The 15700-nt window shown below is 51.1% G+C and carries 31 protein-coding genes and 1 pseudogene; 11 read left to right on the top strand and 21 right to left on the bottom strand.

From position 1 onward, the window contains the following. Nucleotides 1-28: 28 nt before the first annotated feature. The 20 genes and pseudogenes from L3068_RS10715 to L3068_RS10620 all read right to left on the bottom strand — a co-directional run bounded on the left by L3068_RS10715 (nt 29) and on the right by L3068_RS10620 (nt 10299). Nucleotides 29-838, bottom strand: a complete 810-nt coding sequence (locus L3068_RS10715) for an antitermination protein Q (RefSeq protein ID WP_236904855.1) — start codon at nt 836-838, stop codon at nt 29-31. Next, nucleotides 838-954 carry a PPVAKH motif-containing phage-derived small protein gene (locus L3068_RS10710; protein WP_236904854.1) on the bottom strand — a complete coding sequence of 39 codons (117 nt, stop codon included), beginning with the start codon at nt 952-954 and terminating at the stop codon, nt 838-840. The genes L3068_RS10715 and L3068_RS10710 overlap by 1 nt, the downstream gene beginning before the upstream one ends. Next, nucleotides 951-1310: a RusA family crossover junction endodeoxyribonuclease gene (locus L3068_RS10705; RefSeq protein WP_016245440.1), complete on the bottom strand. Its 360-nt coding sequence runs from the start codon at nt 1308-1310 to the stop codon at nt 951-953. The genes L3068_RS10710 and L3068_RS10705 overlap by 4 nt, the downstream gene beginning before the upstream one ends. After that, nucleotides 1307-1597, bottom strand: coding sequence for a DUF1364 domain-containing protein (locus tag L3068_RS10700; protein ID WP_236904853.1), 291 nt, complete (start codon nt 1595-1597; stop codon nt 1307-1309). Before L3068_RS10700 ends, L3068_RS10705 begins: the two co-directional genes overlap by 4 nt. Continuing rightward, nucleotides 1590-1760 carry a NinE family protein gene (locus L3068_RS10695; protein WP_236904852.1) on the bottom strand — a complete coding sequence of 57 codons (171 nt, stop codon included), beginning with the start codon at nt 1758-1760 and terminating at the stop codon, nt 1590-1592. The genes L3068_RS10700 and L3068_RS10695 overlap by 8 nt, the downstream gene beginning before the upstream one ends. Then, nucleotides 1760-2215, bottom strand: coding sequence for a YbcN family protein (locus tag L3068_RS10690; RefSeq protein WP_236904851.1), 456 nt, complete (start codon nt 2213-2215; stop codon nt 1760-1762). Before L3068_RS10690 ends, L3068_RS10695 begins: the two co-directional genes overlap by 1 nt. Before the next feature lie 184 nt (nt 2216-2399). After that, nucleotides 2400-2621: a hypothetical protein gene (locus L3068_RS10685; RefSeq protein ID WP_236904850.1), complete on the bottom strand. Its 222-nt coding sequence runs from the start codon at nt 2619-2621 to the stop codon at nt 2400-2402. A gap of 2 nt (nt 2622-2623) precedes the next feature. Further along, nucleotides 2624-2866, bottom strand: a complete 243-nt coding sequence (locus L3068_RS10680; RefSeq protein ID WP_013095964.1) for a DNA polymerase III subunit theta — start codon at nt 2864-2866, stop codon at nt 2624-2626. Between the two features lie 114 nt (nt 2867-2980). Then, nucleotides 2981-4128, bottom strand: a protein-coding gene (locus L3068_RS10675) for an IS3 family transposase (RefSeq protein WP_089518920.1) whose coding sequence is annotated in 2 segments (ribosomal slippage) — nt 2981-3891 and nt 3891-4128 — 1149 coding nt in all. Because the reading frame shifts where the segments join, the coding sequence is not laid out codon by codon here. Nucleotides 4129-4172: 44 nt separating this feature from the next. Then, a complete protein-coding gene (locus L3068_RS10670) occupies nt 4173-4424 on the bottom strand; it encodes a hypothetical protein (protein WP_236904849.1) in 252 nt (83 codons plus the stop codon). A gap of 93 nt (nt 4425-4517) precedes the next feature. Further along, nucleotides 4518-5165 (bottom strand): hypothetical protein, encoded by a 648-nt coding sequence (locus L3068_RS25410; protein WP_420169878.1) that lies wholly within the window; start codon nt 5163-5165, stop codon nt 4518-4520. Between the two features lie 204 nt (nt 5166-5369). Further along, nucleotides 5370-5693 (bottom strand): annotated as a pseudogene (locus L3068_RS10660) (ead/Ea22-like family protein); the annotation flags it as partial. Beyond that, complete coding sequence (locus L3068_RS10655; protein WP_236904848.1) at nt 5690-6088, bottom strand: hypothetical protein; 399 nt, start codon at nt 6086-6088, stop codon at nt 5690-5692. The gene L3068_RS10655 and the pseudogene L3068_RS10660, both read right to left, overlap by 4 nt. Further along, nucleotides 6085-6381 (bottom strand): DUF4406 domain-containing protein, encoded by a 297-nt coding sequence (locus L3068_RS10650; protein WP_023303592.1) that lies wholly within the window; start codon nt 6379-6381, stop codon nt 6085-6087. Before L3068_RS10650 ends, L3068_RS10655 begins: the two co-directional genes overlap by 4 nt. Further along, nucleotides 6378-6692, bottom strand: coding sequence for a protein ren (locus L3068_RS10645; RefSeq protein ID WP_128310941.1), 315 nt, complete (start codon nt 6690-6692; stop codon nt 6378-6380). Before L3068_RS10645 ends, L3068_RS10650 begins: the two co-directional genes overlap by 4 nt. Further along, nucleotides 6682-8055 carry a replicative DNA helicase gene (locus tag L3068_RS10640; protein WP_236904847.1) on the bottom strand — a complete coding sequence of 458 codons (1374 nt, stop codon included), beginning with the start codon at nt 8053-8055 and terminating at the stop codon, nt 6682-6684. The genes L3068_RS10645 and L3068_RS10640 overlap by 11 nt, the downstream gene beginning before the upstream one ends. Beyond that, nucleotides 8052-9152: a DNA replication protein gene (locus L3068_RS10635; protein ID WP_236904846.1), complete on the bottom strand. Its 1101-nt coding sequence runs from the start codon at nt 9150-9152 to the stop codon at nt 8052-8054. The genes L3068_RS10640 and L3068_RS10635 overlap by 4 nt, the downstream gene beginning before the upstream one ends. A 46-nt stretch (nt 9153-9198) precedes the next feature. Further along, a complete protein-coding gene (locus L3068_RS10630) occupies nt 9199-9366 on the bottom strand; it encodes a hypothetical protein (RefSeq protein ID WP_013095956.1) in 168 nt (55 codons plus the stop codon). Nucleotides 9367-9454: 88 nt separating this feature from the next. Continuing rightward, nucleotides 9455-10024, bottom strand: a complete 570-nt coding sequence (locus L3068_RS10625) for a toxin YdaT family protein (RefSeq protein ID WP_236904845.1) — start codon at nt 10022-10024, stop codon at nt 9455-9457. A gap of 86 nt (nt 10025-10110) precedes the next feature. Then, nucleotides 10111-10299, bottom strand: coding sequence for a Cro/CI family transcriptional regulator (locus L3068_RS10620; protein WP_023306036.1), 189 nt, complete (start codon nt 10297-10299; stop codon nt 10111-10113). Nucleotides 10300-10402: 103 nt separating this feature from the next. Between L3068_RS10620 and L3068_RS10615 the strand changes: the two genes are divergently transcribed. The 3 genes from L3068_RS10615 to L3068_RS10605 all read left to right on the top strand — a co-directional run bounded on the left by L3068_RS10615 (nt 10403) and on the right by L3068_RS10605 (nt 12514). After that, nucleotides 10403-11113 (top strand): LexA family protein, encoded by a 711-nt coding sequence (locus L3068_RS10615; RefSeq protein ID WP_236904844.1) that lies wholly within the window; start codon nt 10403-10405, stop codon nt 11111-11113. A 143-nt stretch (nt 11114-11256) separates the two neighbouring features. Then, the gene (locus L3068_RS10610; protein WP_072049080.1) at nt 11257-11748 is read left to right on the top strand and encodes a DUF6978 family protein; all 492 of its coding nucleotides are present in this window, start codon (nt 11257-11259) and stop codon (nt 11746-11748) included. Then, complete coding sequence (locus tag L3068_RS10605; RefSeq protein ID WP_045336351.1) at nt 11738-12514, top strand: DUF1828 domain-containing protein; 777 nt, start codon at nt 11738-11740, stop codon at nt 12512-12514. The genes L3068_RS10610 and L3068_RS10605 overlap by 11 nt, the downstream gene beginning before the upstream one ends. 128 nt (nt 12515-12642) lie before the next feature. Here L3068_RS10605 and L3068_RS10600 read toward each other — a convergent pair whose 3' ends face one another. Beyond that, entirely contained in the window at nt 12643-12840 is a 198-nt protein-coding gene (locus tag L3068_RS10600) for a hypothetical protein (RefSeq protein WP_059596189.1), read from the bottom strand. A gap of 345 nt (nt 12841-13185) precedes the next feature. Between L3068_RS10600 and L3068_RS10595 the strand changes: the two genes are divergently transcribed. The 8 genes from L3068_RS10595 (at nt 13186) to exoX (ending at nt 15699) form a co-directional block, all read left to right on the top strand. Continuing rightward, a complete protein-coding gene (locus tag L3068_RS10595; protein WP_058681693.1) occupies nt 13186-13398 on the top strand; it encodes a hypothetical protein in 213 nt (70 codons plus the stop codon). A 57-nt stretch (nt 13399-13455) separates the two neighbouring features. Then, nucleotides 13456-13635 carry a hypothetical protein gene (locus L3068_RS10590; RefSeq protein WP_125913348.1) on the top strand — a complete coding sequence of 60 codons (180 nt, stop codon included), beginning with the start codon at nt 13456-13458 and terminating at the stop codon, nt 13633-13635. Nucleotides 13636-13796: 161 nt separating this feature from the next. After that, nucleotides 13797-14153, top strand: a complete 357-nt coding sequence (locus L3068_RS10585; protein ID WP_163374169.1) for a hypothetical protein — start codon at nt 13797-13799, stop codon at nt 14151-14153. Further along, nucleotides 14150-14308: a hypothetical protein gene (locus L3068_RS10580; protein WP_047721611.1), complete on the top strand. Its 159-nt coding sequence runs from the start codon at nt 14150-14152 to the stop codon at nt 14306-14308. The genes L3068_RS10585 and L3068_RS10580 overlap by 4 nt, the downstream gene beginning before the upstream one ends. Then, entirely contained in the window at nt 14305-14445 is a 141-nt protein-coding gene (gene kil, locus L3068_RS10575) for a host cell division inhibitory peptide Kil (protein WP_023327239.1), read from the top strand. The genes L3068_RS10580 and kil overlap by 4 nt, the downstream gene beginning before the upstream one ends. Before the next feature lie 69 nt (nt 14446-14514). After that, a complete protein-coding gene (locus L3068_RS10570) occupies nt 14515-14910 on the top strand; it encodes a hypothetical protein (RefSeq protein WP_205914919.1) in 396 nt (131 codons plus the stop codon). Further along, the gene (locus L3068_RS10565; RefSeq protein WP_205914921.1) at nt 14904-15059 is read left to right on the top strand and encodes a hypothetical protein; all 156 of its coding nucleotides are present in this window, start codon (nt 14904-14906) and stop codon (nt 15057-15059) included. Before L3068_RS10570 ends, L3068_RS10565 begins: the two co-directional genes overlap by 7 nt. Further along, the gene (gene exoX / locus L3068_RS10560; RefSeq protein WP_032628892.1) at nt 15043-15699 is read left to right on the top strand and encodes an exodeoxyribonuclease X; all 657 of its coding nucleotides are present in this window, start codon (nt 15043-15045) and stop codon (nt 15697-15699) included. Before L3068_RS10565 ends, exoX begins: the two co-directional genes overlap by 17 nt. The last annotated feature ends 1 nt before the right edge of the window (nt 15700 follow it).

Here is a 15700-nt window from a genome sequence, read left to right as displayed (position 1 = left end):
ATATTTTCAATATTAGGGAAAATTATTTTCATCTCGTTACTTTTGAGAGAATGGCATCAGCCATAGACTCCTGCTTATGGCATTCGGCGACAAGTTCCTCAAAGAGCGGCTGAAGTTGGTCATAGGCCGCCGTTTTCTTTATCTCCGCAACAGTATTAATTCCCTCAATCACCGTTGAGAACTTCAGTCTGGCGTAACCTCTTCCACCGCAGCGGTCACAGGCTTTCATCACCGGAACGCCCTGGCGATCACTTTCTGCTTTATCCAGCACCTTGCCTTTGCCATGGCAGCGACACGAATTGCTGATAACGCCCTTTCCGTTACACGGCTTGCATTTGACCCGCACCATCTCACGCGCCTGCGTCCAACTCTCCCAGTCACTTGGGCGAACGGCCCGCGACATTTTCGACCAATACGGCGGTTTACCCCATGGATATGAGACCTTGTTGGTAAAAACTTGTGCCTCTGTAAATCCGCTACCATCACAGCAATCACATTTTCGAGTGCTGGCAGCACTTCTTGAATAATCCTGGTATGCAAAAGCGCAGAGAACCTTAAGCACGCCTGACCGAGCCGATTCATCGAGTTCCGACAGTGCTCTGAATTTACCTGATAACTTACGGGCCTGCTCATAGAGTCTCTCCAGTGCTATATCTGGACTACTAATGCCGATTTTCGAGAGGTAAAGATCGAAACCAAAGCCGCACTTATGGCCGGCAAGACCAAGCGCCGCCATAACGTCAGTGCCGGTGAGACTGTCTGATGCGGTTGCGCGAGGAGAGTCACTGAACATCGGTGATTTAGGCGCAAAGTATTTAGCGATTGATTCGAGGTTCATTACGCGGCTTCCTTCTGTGGCTGGTTGGTTTTGGTCTGGCTGTGCTTTGCTACTGCCGGCATGCTGGCGCGCTTAACGCTTTCGGCCTGGTATCTGGTTATCTCGTCTCTGGTCACGGCGCGCACTCCCCAATAATGATCTGACCCTTCTCTCCCCAAAGTTTTGTAACCCGGCCATCCCAGACGCGGCTGTCGTCGTCGAAAATGGCATCGAGTAGCGCCTTTTCCAGGTTGTCTTTATCCGGTTTCTGCTGATGAGCCTGACCGTTAAGTTGCGCGCGCTTCTTCTGGCTCCAGCTTTTTGGCATGGGAATGATGAAGGTGACGTGATAACCGGACTCAGGCAGACAGATCCCGAGCTGGCGTACTTCGGCTTTAAAAGCCCAATATGCCGCTGTTGCCGGACGTTTTACCCACCGGTCCCGTTGAGTCATGCGGGGTTTGCTGACTGGCGTGATATCGAAAATATTCATATTTTCACGAGCCCCTCTTTAAGCCAGATGACCTGCGTGCGAGCCATGCCTTCCAGCGCGCACTCCTTTGCATATTCCGCATCGACCAGACGGGTTCGGCGATCAATCTCGTCGTGGCAACTGCTGCATGCGATGGTGGCGATCAGGTCAGGCGGCTTGATTCCGGTCCCGCAGAGACCAGCAAGACGAATGTGAGCCAGCACTGAGGTTTCAGGATTGCCGTTGCATACGCCGGGGATCCGCACCTGACATTCGCGGCCGCATGCCGCTTTGCATAAATTAGCCATGCGCTCTCCGTGCCGCGAGACGCAGCCATTTCTGATCCACCAGGCTGGCGGTGTAGCCTTTCAATGTCGGGATATCGGACGGCTTAACCGCGGGCTTGCGCTTGCGGCGTGCCGGAACGCGGAATATTTCGTTTGTGATACCGCGGGAAAGTGGAGTAGACATCAGGCCTCCTGCTTATCGCGCAGCTGCTGGTACTCGCAACTTTGGGGGATGGTCAGTTGACAGCCGATATTCATCGCCCAGGCTTCTACTTTGCAAAGGAAGATGTACATCTCGCCGGTTTCCAGCTCTGACGTATGACGTAAGGATTGGACGGTGGTGACCTCGCCGGAAACTACGTCTACCCGGTCTTTTCTTTCGTAGCCGAGATAGGTGTGCTTCATCGCGTCCTTGACCCACTCAGGCGTAGCAAAGGTCTTGCCGCGTGCGATGAGGTACTCGCTAATTTCCGTGTACCACATGTGGCTGAGCGCGTTCTGCGACAGGCTGCGCTTCTCCCGCCACGGCTTAACCTGCAGGCGGAAGCATTGCCCATCGTTCAGGAGTGGGTGGAGGTGCTGGGTGATAGCATTCAGGTTGCCACGATGTAGCTTGATGCCATCTTTTGGGAGAATCATACGCCACCTCCGAGAGGTAACGCAGAATACAGAAAATCGCAGGTGCATTTCTGCATCTGTGACAAGGTGAGGAGTTCAGATTGTTGTCGCATTTAAGTCCCCTTAAATGCGCAGAAGTCACCGGAGTTGTTCAGGCTCCGATGACATGATTATGGCTGGTTGATTTCAGAAAATCAAAGGCTGATTATTCTCCGAGGAAAGTATATTTTTCTCCGTCAAAATCATGGAAATAAAACCCCTTGGCTGATCTCTCATCGAAAATGAACTCGAACAACTCATCATCAGCGGCGCCGTCAAAAATGACTTCCGTGACTGAGTCTTTAGGGAAAACTAACATTTCCGGCGATCCGTCAGTGAACTCTGCGTCCATAACGATTTTTGGGTTCTTTAGTAATGCAACTTTCATTTTTAGTCATCCTGTTTCAGGTAAACCGGATCGCTACCTTTCGGCAAAGTTATCGACTTCTCACGATAAAACTTAAGGCGCTCAAGGAAGTAATCACGCAAATGCTCCGGCTGCTCACGCATCACCACTTCGGCGATAACCGGCATATTCAGGCGCTCTTTGTACGCCACTCCGGAGGCAGCCAGGTCAACATTAACCTTATCGCGCTCTTCCTGCGGCTTTGCAGCAATATTCCAGTCAGACATTAGTCAGCAGTTCTCCCGCGCCAGCGTTTGTTACTTTCTGAGATTCTATCCGTATCGACGGACTCGACCTCCCCTTCGGAAAATCTAATGGCATTTTGAATCGCCACGGATAATCTAGACACTTCCTAGCCGTTGATAATACTGGTTTTCATATTCTGTCGGTGACATCTGATCGCTGGAACCATGCCGACGCTTACTGTTATAAAACATTTCGATGTAATCAAAAATATCGCTGCGGGCTTCTTCCCGCGTTCCGTAGATCTTTTTCTTTATCCGTTCGCGTTTCAACAACTGGAAAAAGCTTTCTGCAACCGCATTATCATGGCAGTTACCGCGACGGCTCATGCTGCCCTCCAGGCCGTGTGATTTCAGGAACGACTGCCACTCATGGCTTGTGTACTGACTGCCCTGATCCGAATGAACCAGCACCTGTTTTTGGGGATTACGGCGCCATACAGCCATCAGCAGTGCGTTCAGGACAATGTCCTTTGTCATCCGGGATTGCATGGACCAGCCGATAATTTTGCGTGAGAACAGATCAACAACCACGGCAAGATACAGCCAGCCTTCGTGGGTCCTGATGTAGGTTATGTCCGTTACCCAACGCTTATCCGGAGCATCCGGATTGAACTGTCGCTGGAGCCTGTTGGGCGACACGATACTGGCCTCGCCTTTACGTGCCCGCGGGCTCCGGTATCCGACCTGAGCCTTTATCCCGACACGTTTCATCAGTCGCCAGACTCTGTTCACTCCGCACTGTTGCCCGCTGTCACGCAGATCCAGATGGATTTTGCGATAACCATAGACGCATCCCGATTCCAGCCAGAACTGTTTAATCTGTCCTGTCAGTCTCAGGTCTGCCTGATGGCGTTGTGAATGCGGCTGCTGAAGCCAGGCGTAAAAACCACTGGGATGAACATCCAGCACCCGACAGAGCAGGCGAACAGGCCAGCAACAGGTGTTGTCACGGATAAAGGCGTACCTCAGTCGGACAGCTTTGCGAAGTACGCCGCGGCTTTTTTTAATATGTCCCGTTCGTCGGTAACCCGCTTCAGCTCTTTCTGGAGACGGCGGATCTCGGCCTGAGCATCTGACTGTTCTTTATTAGCGGAAGAATCCGGACCGTACTTCTTTATCCAGGCGTAAAGGCTGTGGGTGGTGATATCGAGACGTGTTGCAACGCTGGCAACAGAATAACCGCGATCAACAACCTGTTTGACTGCTTCAATTTTAAACTCTTCGGGATAACGCTTACCGCTCATGGGCACCTCTCTTTAAGCCATCTTAAATGACTCTGAGGTGTCTGTTAAACCCGTGGCGATTCATTTGCTTTATTTAGTGCTGCCCTGGCTGCTTGTTCCGCCTTACTGAAATGCACCTTCTTCCGCCCCTTAAAACTGCCTACGCGGATTTTGGAAGAGGTCTGCGTCTTGTACTTGCTGATCCGTAACTGTGCGGCCAAATGGGCTTTTGCCTCGGTCCGGTTCGCAGGCTTCTTCTTGACCAATTCAAGGTCTAATTTGTATTGCTGCTCAGCATTTAGCTTCTTGGGCTTCATGGCGTCAATCTCAAACAAAGTCCGTTTATCATAGAATAAAAGGCCCCTAAGGGCCTTGATTTATATCTATGGTAAATCTCGTCATCTTGTTCGTCACTTCACCTCCTGCTGCGGTGCCGCTGGGTACGCGCTACCTTCCTGCCCTGGCTCATTGCTTCCGCTACATGCATTCCGATGGTCATTGGCGTGCGGGCAGCGTTTGTTTCCGCATTCAGGGCAGACGACGAATCTACTATCACTAAAGGTCACGGGGCGGCAGGTTCGGCATGAGCAATCCGGAATTACCGGAGAGTTGCCAGCCACCATTTTGTTGGCATCACCAGAATGGTCTACCATGTCGAGGTGTTGCTCGGTATGGTTGCCAGCCTGAGCGGTAGGCATATCTGGACCTTTGCTAATCGCCCGTGCAAGATCGATTGGGTCATCGTACAGCCAGTCACCTGTTTGTGGATGATTGGCCTCTGCCAGTTGTGCAGCCCACTCCAGTCCGTCTTTGTGTCCTTGCAGATAGTCCAGCGGTAACTCATCACTATTACTTACAGGTTCGGCCTGAAGCATGGCGGCTCGGCAGGCGTTCCAGCCTTCTGCGTACATCTTTGCATCCTGCCAGTTTGTCTGCACATCCGGGTATGTTGTTTCTACTGTCGCCATATCAGGCACCGCTGGCTGCGGTAACTTTGGTGCTGCGCAGGTGAGCAAGGACATCAAGTCGCAGATTGTGTCCTCGCTGATTTCAAACATACCATTGGCGTTCTGCGTCGAGGCTTTCAGCTCTTCGATAATGCGCTCTTTCGTAAATTCAGCCACATCCCTACCCCCTACATTAGTGATGATTCCAGCGGCTTCCAGTAATGAGATAATCTCCTCCTCCTCAAAGCATGGGACCTTGCCAGCCCACAAGCGTGTAGTTGGAAGGATAACCACTGGCTTGCTTCTCTCCATCCTGCGGATTATTTCTGAGGCCGATTCATGAGCCTCTCTGAAAGATCGTGCCTGTCGTAATATTTCAGCATTGCGCTCTTCCAGTTCAGAGATGCGCTTCTCTGCGGCTTCCAACTCATCCAGCAGCGCCAGCACGGTGGCGGGGCTGGCGGCGGCGATGAATGCTGAATCAACCTTGAGGCAGTGCTGGGCGATTGCTTTCACCCCGACCTTAACCTCATATCCGCGCGCACCTTTGTGTGGCTTGTAAGGCTCCCAATTCCCCCATGATGCAGCGTTTGCCGCATTGGCCGCTTCCCGTAATGCGCGTTTGTCGATGTTGCTCATGACTGCACTCCTTTGCGAAGCTCCTTCAAAACAGCGCGCACAATTGCGTTACCGCGAGACACATATTCGAGGTGCCAAACGTCGCCATCAGGCTCTGGCGGCTGCCCAGACCAAATAACGGTCTGGAGCGTTGCATCATCGACGCTGTCGTAATCAGCCAACACAGTTGCAATTTGATAAGGTAATTGGCTATCTCTCAGAAACTCTTCCACACCCTGCGCCCGCACTTCAGCCAGGAAAGCGTCGGTGGCCGGGGTGTTAAGCGTAAAATCATGTCGGCCTGATTTTAGGTATGCAATGGCGATCTTTGTGGCTGCGCACTCGACAGCGAATTTCTCTTTTTCAGCAGCCAGCGCCGCGCACTTGGCTTCAAGTTCTTCGTATGTTGGTTTCATGCGGCAGCTCCTTCAAATTGGTAAGAAATTTTAATTCCCAGCTTTTTAGCCATGGCATGCTCAGCGACGGCACCTTCCGACTCTTGCCATCCATGGAGCATGTGAATAGCATCAGCACAGCGAAGCATTGCCAGACAGATGTCCATATACTCACGCTGAGATAAACCATCCGGGAGCGTGGCCGGATTTAATGCGACATGACCTCCTGATAACATCTGCTGTGCTACTGCGTTAAACATCGGACGGTTGTAATTTTCATAACCCGTCATTGGTCCTGCGATGTAAATTTTCATACCCCTGCCCTCCCCCAAACCATCAATACTCGCTTCATAGCCGCGCTGTTGCGGCACTCCTGAAATATTCCGTTGGTGCAGTTGCGTGCGGTGCCGTCCTGCTCTTCCGGCGTCGCCAGGCGATAAGTCACCGTTCGCCAGACCTTGCTCACCCGGACAATCTTGCGGGCCCGCTCCAGATCGATAGCGTTCTTCGTGATGCAGTTGATGGTCATGCCGCACTCTGTTGCCACATCCTTCGCGGTGAAGGTCCGGTGCGTTTCGAGATAACGCAGAATTGCCTGTTTGCCTTTCATCGTCTTAGCACTCATAGTCAGCCTCCTGTTGCATCTGGCCGCTGTAGGTGAAATCTACCGGGTCCAGGCCTGAGTAGCGGCTGCTGAAGTGGTAGGTCTTTTCTGCCCCCGGCGCATGGCGGGACTTCACACAGATGATTTCGGTGATGCCTTTCAGTTCTGTGTTCGGGTTGTATTTCTCATCCCGGTAGATCATGAAAATCACATCGGCTTCCTGCTCGATAACACCAGACTCGCGGAGGTCAGCTGCGACCGGGCGCTTATTAGCGCGTTCTTCGACCTTACGGTTAAGCTGAGCCAGTGCGATGACCGGGCAACGCAACTCTTTCGCCAGGTTTTTCAGGCCGGTTGCGATCTCCCCTACGCTGCGGTTCATGTTCTCAGGGTCAGACATGCGCATCTTCTGGAGGTAATCGACAATGACCACACCAAGTCCACCCAGTTTCTTGCTCATTCGCCTTGCTTCCGCTCGCACCTGATGAACGCTGAGGGATGGCTTGTCGTTGATATAGATCGGGGCTTCGATGAAATCCTTCATGCAGTGGCCGACCTTTCCCCAGGCACCATCCATCACGCCGCTCTGCTTGCTGAGTAAATCCTCTTTGCTCACCCGGGCCCGGTGGAACGCGACTCGCTCAGAGATTTGTTCCACTGGCATCTCGAGACTGAAGAACAGCACCGGCTTTTTGTTTTTCAGGCCGACTGTCTCGGTCACGGTGGTGCTGAACATAGTTTTCCCCATGCCAGGGCGCCCGCCGACAACGATGAAATCGGTGTTGTTGAACCCGCCGAATGCGCTGTCGATGGTTGCCATGCCCAGCTCGGTTTTGTGCTTCCAGATATCGCCGCTGATAATCGACTGGATAGTCTCGAGGGACATGTCGATCCCGGTGGTGATGTGCTCGGTGCCGTAGTCGGTGTTGTGCTCGATGCCAGAGATATCCGCCTGTATGTTGCCGATGATGTCAGCGATACCCTCACTGGATGGTTCGGACAGCTTCTGGATCCCTACCTGTAGCGCCAGGGTCATCCGGCGGCCGAGATGCATTTCCCGCAACTTTTCGCAGTACGAGGAAAGGTTAGCGAACGACGGTGTATTTTTGCTGCATTCAGCCAGGTAAGCGAATCCCCCGGCACTTTCCAGCGCGCCAAGCCGTTCAAGGTCGCTGGTCAACGTCAGCAGGTCTATCTTCTCCCCGGACTCGTTGAGGCGTTTGTAGGACCGCAGAGCCACCTTGTGAGGCGTTGCTGTGAAGTGGTCCTCAGTCAGCCCCTCAATCGCGTCAGTCGCCATGTCAACGCCGTCTGTGCGGCCCGCTGCAAGCATGATCCCGCCGATGACGGCCTGCTCAACGTACAAATCGATAAAACGGCTCATGCTTTGACTCCCTTGCGCTCACGGTGCTCGTTGATGGCCTGCTCGTAGACAGATCCCCAGTTCTTCGGATTCAGTATCCAGTCGAGAGTCAGCCATGGCTGATCGCCTCTGGTGCCGAACAGGGAAGACTTGCTAATCAGCTCAAAGGCCATGCCCATGTGCTTCAGTTCGCGCCAGTTGCCCTGGGTGGTTTTGCCGTTCCACACAGCTTCCAGGTCTCGATAGGCCGGACGGCGGCGGTTCCACTCATGCAGTGAAACGGCCTTCGAAGGGAATTTTTCATTCCAGAGCTTGATGATCTCTTCGTGCGGACAGGCTTTCGGGTTGCTTCCATGACCATCTGCCCATATCAGGGCGTCTGACAGGTATCCATCAAAGCGGGTCATACGGCACAGGTTCTCTGGCTTGAAGCTGTGACCCCAGTTCACATGGGCCCAGCGGATAACGAGTTTCAGCTCTTCAGCGGTGTAGCACTGGTCTTTGCTCTTCACCGTGGTAAGCGCTTTTTCGAAAGGCGCTAAGGCAGCGCAGCGGCTTCCTGTAAGCTCGTTGAAGTAATCCATCACATCCTGAGCGAGCGATTTTTCCCCCTGGGGGGTAAGGGGGGTTTTATTATTCTTGTTAACTCCATTCTTGTTCTGTTCGACGGGTGGTTCGTCACCCCCTTCGACGGGTGCAAACTTCAAGACCGCGCCAGCACTGGGTTTGGGCTCGACGGGAGGCTCGTCACTACCTTCGACGCCTGAAATACCCTGATATTCACAGTAATTTGTGATGGTGATCACGGTTCCGAAGGGTGTTCCTTTGGTGCTTAACATCCCTTCCCGGCAGAAGAAATTCAGCATTCGCTCAACAGCTTTTGAACTCTTCTCGTTGCCGTCCTGATCGCGAAGTTTTCTTGCCATGATGGCGGTGGTGGTGACCAACTGCCCCGCCCCAAGCATCCATTCGCGGCCAGCAAATTCAACGCTGCCAGGCTTAAAGCGAGCTTCACCAAGCAGGCGCACCCACAGGGCTAACTTAGCCGTATCCTTTGACCACGGTGCCATGAGAGCGCTTCTGAACAAGGAAAAGTGACCTTGCTTCCTGTTATCCACGCGAGAGCTCCTGGAGGAATACGCGCCTCCGTTCCTGTCTGCTAACTTAACGACGCCCATGCTTCACCCCTGCCTGAATCAGTGCCAGTCTTGCCATGCCAACGAAGCGCTCAGCGAACGCCCGGTTTTTTGAGGCAGCGACAACCAGGCCATCTGGTGAATCTGGGTGGCGACGTTCCTCTTTTTCCTGGTACTTTTTGCGAGTTTTTGACATACTTACTCCAGTTACTTGGCGTAACACAGTGTGATAAGGGCCTTTGAAGTGACCGCTTCAAGGGCTTTCGCTTTTTTGGTAGTACCCATCACATAACTCCCGGCGCCATAGCGGCCAGACTTGTCACCACCGCAGCGATTGATTCAGTTGGCAGGAAGCGCAGCAGTGCTTCAGCAGCTTCTCTCACCTCTTTCTCAAGGCGTTGTATCGGCTGACCAAGTAACTTCGCCTGATGCGCTTCAGTGCACTCTTTCATGGCCTCCGCAATCAACTCCTCTTTCGTCTTGCCTTTCACCAGACCGAACTGACGTGCCACCTGCTCGTTATCCCGAGCCATCACATCAACAATGACTGGGATCAGCAGCACCAGGCCTTTATCGTTCTTAGGGCCAGGGTCGTTAATCATCCGGAAGAAGTTCTGCTTGGTGTTGTGCTCAGAACCGGCCAGCAGCAATCCACGACCGCCGCGCGCCAACCACTCCTTTGCTACCAGCTGCGAAATGTGTACCTGAGCCTGTCCGGGCGTTGCCTTCTGCCAGGCGCGAACAGCTTCGCGGATCCTGGTTAGCTTACTGTTATTGCGCGGAACGCCTTGATAAATCGAAATCAACGGAGCCGTTTCGGTTCCGGTATTGTGTTGATACGTAAGTGATTGCATTTGCATTCCCTTAATTAAATAGGTTTCGATTGGCTGATTACTCAGCCAGTTAAATTGGGTTCCAGATTGTTAAAGAGCGGTAGTACTTACGGGGTTTTGCTGTGCGGGAAAGGCTTGATTTCTTCAGCCTTTATTTTCCCGTCGGGCAGTCGGTTGATAAAAATCTGACGCCCAACCCTAATTGCCTTGCTGATTGCCGTCTGGTGTACACCGATAGCGTCAGCTGCTTTGGCCTGACCTACCTCGCCAACAAACTCAGCTAAAGAAATCTTCATGTGGTTGCTCCTTTGAGTGCATAACCAAACAATACCAGAAGTATTACATAAAGCAATACCTGCGGTATTTTTAAAATATGAGCTTTGGTATTAATATCTGATAATGGAAAAGAAAAAGATCCTCACCCCCGCTCAAGTGGCTGATTCACAGCGTTTAAAAGCCCTTTACGAAGCGAAGAAAAAAGAACTGGGTATTACTCAGCAATCCATTGCGGACGCGCTGGACATATCTCAGGGTGCCGTCGGCCATTACCTGAATGGAAGGAATGCCTTAAATACAGCGGTAGCATCGGTATTTGCGAGGCTTCTTGGGGTTAGTGTCTCTGACTTCAGCCCTTCCCTGGCGAAGGATATCTCTGATATGAGTTCGGTTGCTTCGGAAAATACTTCGTTCGCCGGGCATTATTCACCTGGCTCAAAATATCCGGTGATTAGTAAAGTCCAGGCAGGAGCATGGTGCGAAGCTGTTGAGCCGTACACCCTTAAAGATATCGACCTTTGGCTTGAATCAGATGCTCACATTCAGGGGGAGGCGTTCTGGCTGCAGGTTGATGGTGACTCAATGACGGCGCCAGCTGGCTTGAGCATTCCTGAAGGAACCTTTGTCCTCTTCGATACTGGTCGGGAGGCGATCAACGGAAGCTTGGTAATAGCAAAGCTATCCGATTCTAACGAGGCGACTTTTAAGAAGCTGGTGATCGATGGTGGGCAGAAGTACCTGAAGGGTTTAAATCCACAGTGGCCATTGGTAGCGGTGAATGGTAACTGTCGAATTATCGGTGTTGCTGTAGAGACGAAGATGCGGCTGGTCTGATCGGCAAGGTGTTCTGGTCGGCGTATAGTTGGTAAAGGTGGCCTGAGATATGTTTGAGTAGGTAAGGTGGGTTGGGTGGGGTATAGCTCGTAGCGTTAGCAAGCTATATTTTATTGATTTAATTTAAGAAAAATTAATCAGACATGGACAATATCTCATTAACAGATTCACAGATTGAAGAGTTTATAAGTGAAGCTAAAGTGGTAACCAACCCGCGCGCGCGATGGGTGGAACAACGCAAATCTAAACGAAAAAACTATGATGTTGAGTCATCTGATGGGAAAAGAAAGTACACGTTATACATCAGACAAAATACGATATTGCCAGATAATTTTTCATGCGGATTACGACTAGAAATACCTGGTCAAGAACCGGTGACACTCGTAAGATATAACGGATGTGATCACCCCCATGAAAACCCACTTGAAGGTGATGACGTAAGCTACAAGTGTCATGTGCATAGAGCAACGGAAAGGTATATAGATCTCGGTCGAAAGCCTGAACACTTCGCAGTTGCAACAGACAGATACAACAATTGTAATGGCGCACTAAAATGCTTAGTAGGCGATTGCAAAATTATGGGCTTAACATTACCTGACATAGATACAACCAGAGATATGTTTGATGACAATTGACCTTGATGCTATTGAAAGAGAAATTTGCACTAGCTTATGTGGCTCGGTGTACGTTACTCAGCGTCATGGTATGGTTGCCGTCACGTTACCTATGACCGCCCGTGATGGGGACGTTATAGTTGCCTATTTAAAACCTGAGTCAGCTGGATGGAAAATTACTGACATGGGAACAACTATGATGCGATTGAGTTATGAAATGGACCTCAACAAAATCCTCACTGGTAGCAGAGGAAATTTGTACCAAGCTTTGCTTTCAGAATCTGGGCTAAATGATGATGATGGTGAGATTTATTTGTTGTCAGATGCACAAAGCTTGATGCGAAATCTTTTCAGGTTTGGGCAAGGCATTACAAGGCTATATGATATTGGAATGTGGACTAAGACTCGTACGGAATCTAGCTTCTATGATGATCTTAAAGAAGCGGTAATAAATATTGTAGGAGTTGATAATTTGATTGAAAATTATCAAGCCAATGTTCCTAATAGTCAAGACTATGTTATTGATTTCAAAATAGAAACAAACTCAAAAAGACCTTTGTATCTGTTTGGTATAGCCAACAAAGATAAAGCCAGGCTTACCACAATTACTTTGCAGCATTTATCAGCAAATAATGATCAGTTCGATTCAATAGCAATATGCTCTAACCTATCTGAACTTCCCAAAAAGGACTCAAGCCGACTAATGTTTGCGGCCAATGATATTGCTCCTGACATGTCTGATATAAATGCTATTCAAAGAAAAATAATGCATCGCATCCAAGCATAACCCGGCCACCGCGCCGGGTTTTTTATTGCCCACCCATAAAGCTATCCCCCATTCTGCCGATAACTATCCAGCCTGAAGCTGATAACAACAACTATCGCAACACTACCTGCCCGCCCGTGCGGGCTTTTTTATTGCCCCTTCCTCACCAACTCCGCAGCATCCCTGTTAGCTCCCTTCCCTGTCACGTTTCCTGTTTCCTTCCGGTACTGCTTCAGCTTGTCGATGATGTTTTGCTGGGTCATAGGTAAATCTGCCAGTGACAACTCCATGACCGCCCGCCCCATCGCCTGAATTTTCATGCTTATACGCTCTTCATCCAGAACCATGCACATCCCTCCTGCTGTTTTTTTAAGCGTAGCACTGGTATTTACAAAAATAAAATCACATCAAATTCATACTCTTAGTATTAATCAAAGATTTATTAATACTGGCGGTATTGCTATATATTAATACCGCTAGTATTGTTACCCCATCGAAACGAAACATCGACAGCTGAGCGAAGTTAGCCAGCGGCGAAGTGGAGATTCGGTCAGTCGAACGGCGCGACAGTAAACCATGCGTCGGACCATAGGCGGGCTCAGGAAGAGCGGCAATTATGGCAAAGCGAAAAAAGATTTATTCCAGTCCATTCGAAGCTGAGTGGGCTGTGCTGAATCACAAGAGGATTTTTTATGACTCAGACATACATTCCGGCGTGTTTAAGAGACCTTCCTAAGAAGCGTCAGAAGCCACGCAAACAGGCGATTAAAGAAGCGCAAGTGGAAGTTCTGAATAAGGCAATCGCATCGATAAAAGACGATATGCGTGCGTTCAAAACAGAAGAGCAGCGTCGCGGTCATTACCAGGCGATCAGCACAATCTCACAGATTCGTGATGAGTTGTAGCAGCTGATAGATAAAGCATTTCTCCCGCATCAGCGGGTAACGACAGAGGGTAAGGCGATGCCGAGACTGATTGTGCTTTTGAATGTCGATGACGCTGAAGGCGTAGAGATAGCCAAGGATGAATTCGACGAAAACTTAACGTTTAGCTCATGGCATGAAGCCGATGACTGGTGTGCGCGAAACACGAGAGGCGTTTGGGTTAAGACCATAAACCTTGATGACGATGATGATGACTAACCCGCTCCGGCGGGTTTTTTATCGGCCATACATAGGCAGATTTTCGAGTCTGCCCATTTATGACAACCGGCGGCCATCCACCGCCCATTGAAACACTGAATAAATGCGTTGAAGTCTTGTATTAACCGTTCGGCGGCGCGGCCTTAAGCGCGGAGATAATTATGAAATACACCATGAAGGTTTATAAAAACTCTGATGACCATGCTGCTTATCTGAAAGCGCGATCCGGCAGCGCCAGAAATGGCCAGTCATTTGAATGGGCGGGTCACCGCTGGGCGTACGAAGTCACCAGTTTTGACGATGCCGGCGATTACGACCTGCTTTACCGGTTTGATGACAAGCCATATCCAGAAGAAGTTTCAGTCACTACAGATGACATGACGATCCGTGACTACTTTGCGGCCAAGGCTATGCAGGGAATCATCAGCAGCGAATGCAACTATGGAGCGTTTAGTGATTTAGCAAGCGATGCATACAGCATTGCCGACGCCATGCTCCGCGCCCGGGAGGCATCATGACAGTCACCCACAACGGCAAGCAGTACACCGCCAAAAAGCTCAACGATAACGAGTGGCAGCTGACGTCGGTATCAAGCCCGCGTGACAAGCTGACGCTTAACCGCTGGCAGATGCATATCGCTGGCCTCCTGAAACAGGTTGAGGTGAAGGCATGATCAATCATCACCTGCTGCGCGCCGCGCAGAGTAAAGCAGCCATTGCCCTGTTTATCGGTGATGGCGCCATGTGGATGGCAGCCTACGACGAAATGAAGGTCGCCATCGGTTATCCGTGGCATAGAAAAACAGCCTAACCCCCCTATTCAACCGATCGGCCTGGCTTTATGCGGGCGGCATTCGCACGCACTTTTTAAGGAGTCTTTATGCAACCTTACGAGCGATTAACCTCTGAACGTCTGGCAAGTTTGCCAGAAGGATCCCGACTGAAACTCGGCGGGCAAATCATCAAACTTACCGGGCGCGGGTCATTCACCAACAGCGCCGGGCGCACCGAGAGCATGATTGAGTATGTCGATTCCCGTGGCGTGCCCGGCAGTTTTGCCGAAAGCATCATTCTCGACTCGGCTACCGAGTACCTCAGCTCTGTAATGTGTGCTTACTGCGGCGCGCGGCGCCATAAGAGCGATTGCACTGTTCAGACGGTATCGACCTACATGTCGACGTCTCAAAAGCATTTCTGCACCGACAAAGGCTGCGCTGAGAAGTTCTTCCGACAGAACCCCTCCCGCGCCAAGACATCACGGAGAACGCGATGGTAACTCAGCAGACCGGATTGCTGATGGTTGCCATGCTCTGCCTGCTGTATGACCTGCAGCCGGAAGACCTCGAATCACTGGCCCACCAGCTCGCAGAATTTGACGCAGTTAACGACCACCTTACGGAGATTAAGCATGTTGCGAGTTATTGATACCGAAACTACCAGCCTGGAAGGCAGTGTGCTGGAGATTGCCAGCGTGGATATTGTTGACGGTGTTATTTGCAATCCCATGAGCGACTTTGTGAAGCCCACTGAAGCGATCAGTTTCGAGGCTATGGCTATACACCACATCACCGAAGATATGGTCGCTGACGCCCCGCTGATTGGCGAGGTTATCGGGCGTTACCTTGGCGCGCAGGCTTACGTCGCGCACAACGCGAAGTTCGACAAGTCGAAACTGCCGCAAATCGACGCGCCATGGATTTGTACTGCAAAGCTGGCCCGCGCCCTTCTCCCTGATCACCCAAGCCACAGTAACCAGTACCTGCGCTACAGCCTGGGCCTGAAACCTGAACTACCCGAAGGCCTGTATGCACACCGCGCGCTGTATGACTGCTACGTGACTGCTGAATTGCTTCTTTACATGGGCCGCCTGGCGAAATGGACATTTGGCGAAATGCGCGCCATTTCAAACAGCCCGTCACTGATTAAGGCGATCCGGTTCGGCAAGCACAAGGGCCTGACTTTTGAAGAAATTGCGAAGGTCGACCCTGGCTATCTCCGCTGGTTGTCCAGCAACAGCGACGACGAAGACATTCTCTTCACCATCAAACACTGGCTTAAGGGGTGAT

It is taken from the genome of Enterobacter cloacae complex sp. ECL414 (assembly GCF_021869685.1).
Taxonomy (GTDB): Bacteria; Pseudomonadota; Gammaproteobacteria; order Enterobacterales; family Enterobacteriaceae; genus Enterobacter; species Enterobacter kobei.
This window is presented reverse-complemented; position numbering and strand designations above follow the sequence as displayed.

Coding starts and splice junctions, on each gene's coding strand:
- L3068_RS10715 (WP_236904855.1), bottom strand. CDS start 838: ATGAACCTCGAATCAATCGCTAAATACTTTGCGCCTAAATCACCGATG.
- L3068_RS10705 (WP_016245440.1), bottom strand. CDS start 1,310: ATGAATATTTTCGATATCACGCCAGTCAGCAAACCCCGCATGACTCAA.
- L3068_RS10700 (WP_236904853.1), bottom strand. CDS start 1,597: ATGGCTAATTTATGCAAAGCGGCATGCGGCCGCGAATGTCAGGTGCGG.
- L3068_RS10695 (WP_236904852.1), bottom strand. CDS start 1,760: ATGTCTACTCCACTTTCCCGCGGTATCACAAACGAAATATTCCGCGTT.
- L3068_RS10690 (WP_236904851.1), bottom strand. CDS start 2,215: ATGATTCTCCCAAAAGATGGCATCAAGCTACATCGTGGCAACCTGAAT.
- L3068_RS10685 (WP_236904850.1), bottom strand. CDS start 2,621: ATGAAAGTTGCATTACTAAAGAACCCAAAAATCGTTATGGACGCAGAG.
- L3068_RS10680 (WP_013095964.1), bottom strand. CDS start 2,866: ATGTCTGACTGGAATATTGCTGCAAAGCCGCAGGAAGAGCGCGATAAG.
- L3068_RS10670 (WP_236904849.1), bottom strand. CDS start 4,424: ATGAAGCCCAAGAAGCTAAATGCTGAGCAGCAATACAAATTAGACCTT.
- L3068_RS25410 (WP_420169878.1), bottom strand. CDS start 5,165: ATGTTTGAAATCAGCGAGGACACAATCTGCGACTTGATGTCCTTGCTC.
- L3068_RS10655 (WP_236904848.1), bottom strand. CDS start 6,088: ATGAAACCAACATACGAAGAACTTGAAGCCAAGTGCGCGGCGCTGGCT.
- L3068_RS10650 (WP_023303592.1), bottom strand. CDS start 6,381: ATGAAAATTTACATCGCAGGACCAATGACGGGTTATGAAAATTACAAC.
- L3068_RS10645 (WP_128310941.1), bottom strand. CDS start 6,692: ATGAGTGCTAAGACGATGAAAGGCAAACAGGCAATTCTGCGTTATCTC.
- L3068_RS10640 (WP_236904847.1), bottom strand. CDS start 8,055: ATGAGCCGTTTTATCGATTTGTACGTTGAGCAGGCCGTCATCGGCGGG.
- L3068_RS10630 (WP_013095956.1), bottom strand. CDS start 9,366: ATGTCAAAAACTCGCAAAAAGTACCAGGAAAAAGAGGAACGTCGCCAC.
- L3068_RS10625 (WP_236904845.1), bottom strand. CDS start 10,024: ATGCAATCACTTACGTATCAACACAATACCGGAACCGAAACGGCTCCG.
- L3068_RS10620 (WP_023306036.1), bottom strand. CDS start 10,299: ATGAAGATTTCTTTAGCTGAGTTTGTTGGCGAGGTAGGTCAGGCCAAA.
- L3068_RS10615 (WP_236904844.1), top strand. CDS start 10,403: ATGGAAAAGAAAAAGATCCTCACCCCCGCTCAAGTGGCTGATTCACAG.
- L3068_RS10610 (WP_072049080.1), top strand. CDS start 11,257: ATGGACAATATCTCATTAACAGATTCACAGATTGAAGAGTTTATAAGT.
- L3068_RS10605 (WP_045336351.1), top strand. CDS start 11,738: ATGACAATTGACCTTGATGCTATTGAAAGAGAAATTTGCACTAGCTTA.
- L3068_RS10600 (WP_059596189.1), bottom strand. CDS start 12,840: ATGGTTCTGGATGAAGAGCGTATAAGCATGAAAATTCAGGCGATGGGG.
- L3068_RS10595 (WP_058681693.1), top strand. CDS start 13,186: ATGACTCAGACATACATTCCGGCGTGTTTAAGAGACCTTCCTAAGAAG.
- L3068_RS10590 (WP_125913348.1), top strand. CDS start 13,456: ATGCCGAGACTGATTGTGCTTTTGAATGTCGATGACGCTGAAGGCGTA.
- L3068_RS10585 (WP_163374169.1), top strand. CDS start 13,797: ATGAAATACACCATGAAGGTTTATAAAAACTCTGATGACCATGCTGCT.
- L3068_RS10580 (WP_047721611.1), top strand. CDS start 14,150: ATGACAGTCACCCACAACGGCAAGCAGTACACCGCCAAAAAGCTCAAC.
- kil (WP_023327239.1), top strand. CDS start 14,305: ATGATCAATCATCACCTGCTGCGCGCCGCGCAGAGTAAAGCAGCCATT.
- L3068_RS10570 (WP_205914919.1), top strand. CDS start 14,515: ATGCAACCTTACGAGCGATTAACCTCTGAACGTCTGGCAAGTTTGCCA.
- L3068_RS10565 (WP_205914921.1), top strand. CDS start 14,904: ATGGTAACTCAGCAGACCGGATTGCTGATGGTTGCCATGCTCTGCCTG.
- exoX (WP_032628892.1), top strand. CDS start 15,043: ATGTTGCGAGTTATTGATACCGAAACTACCAGCCTGGAAGGCAGTGTG.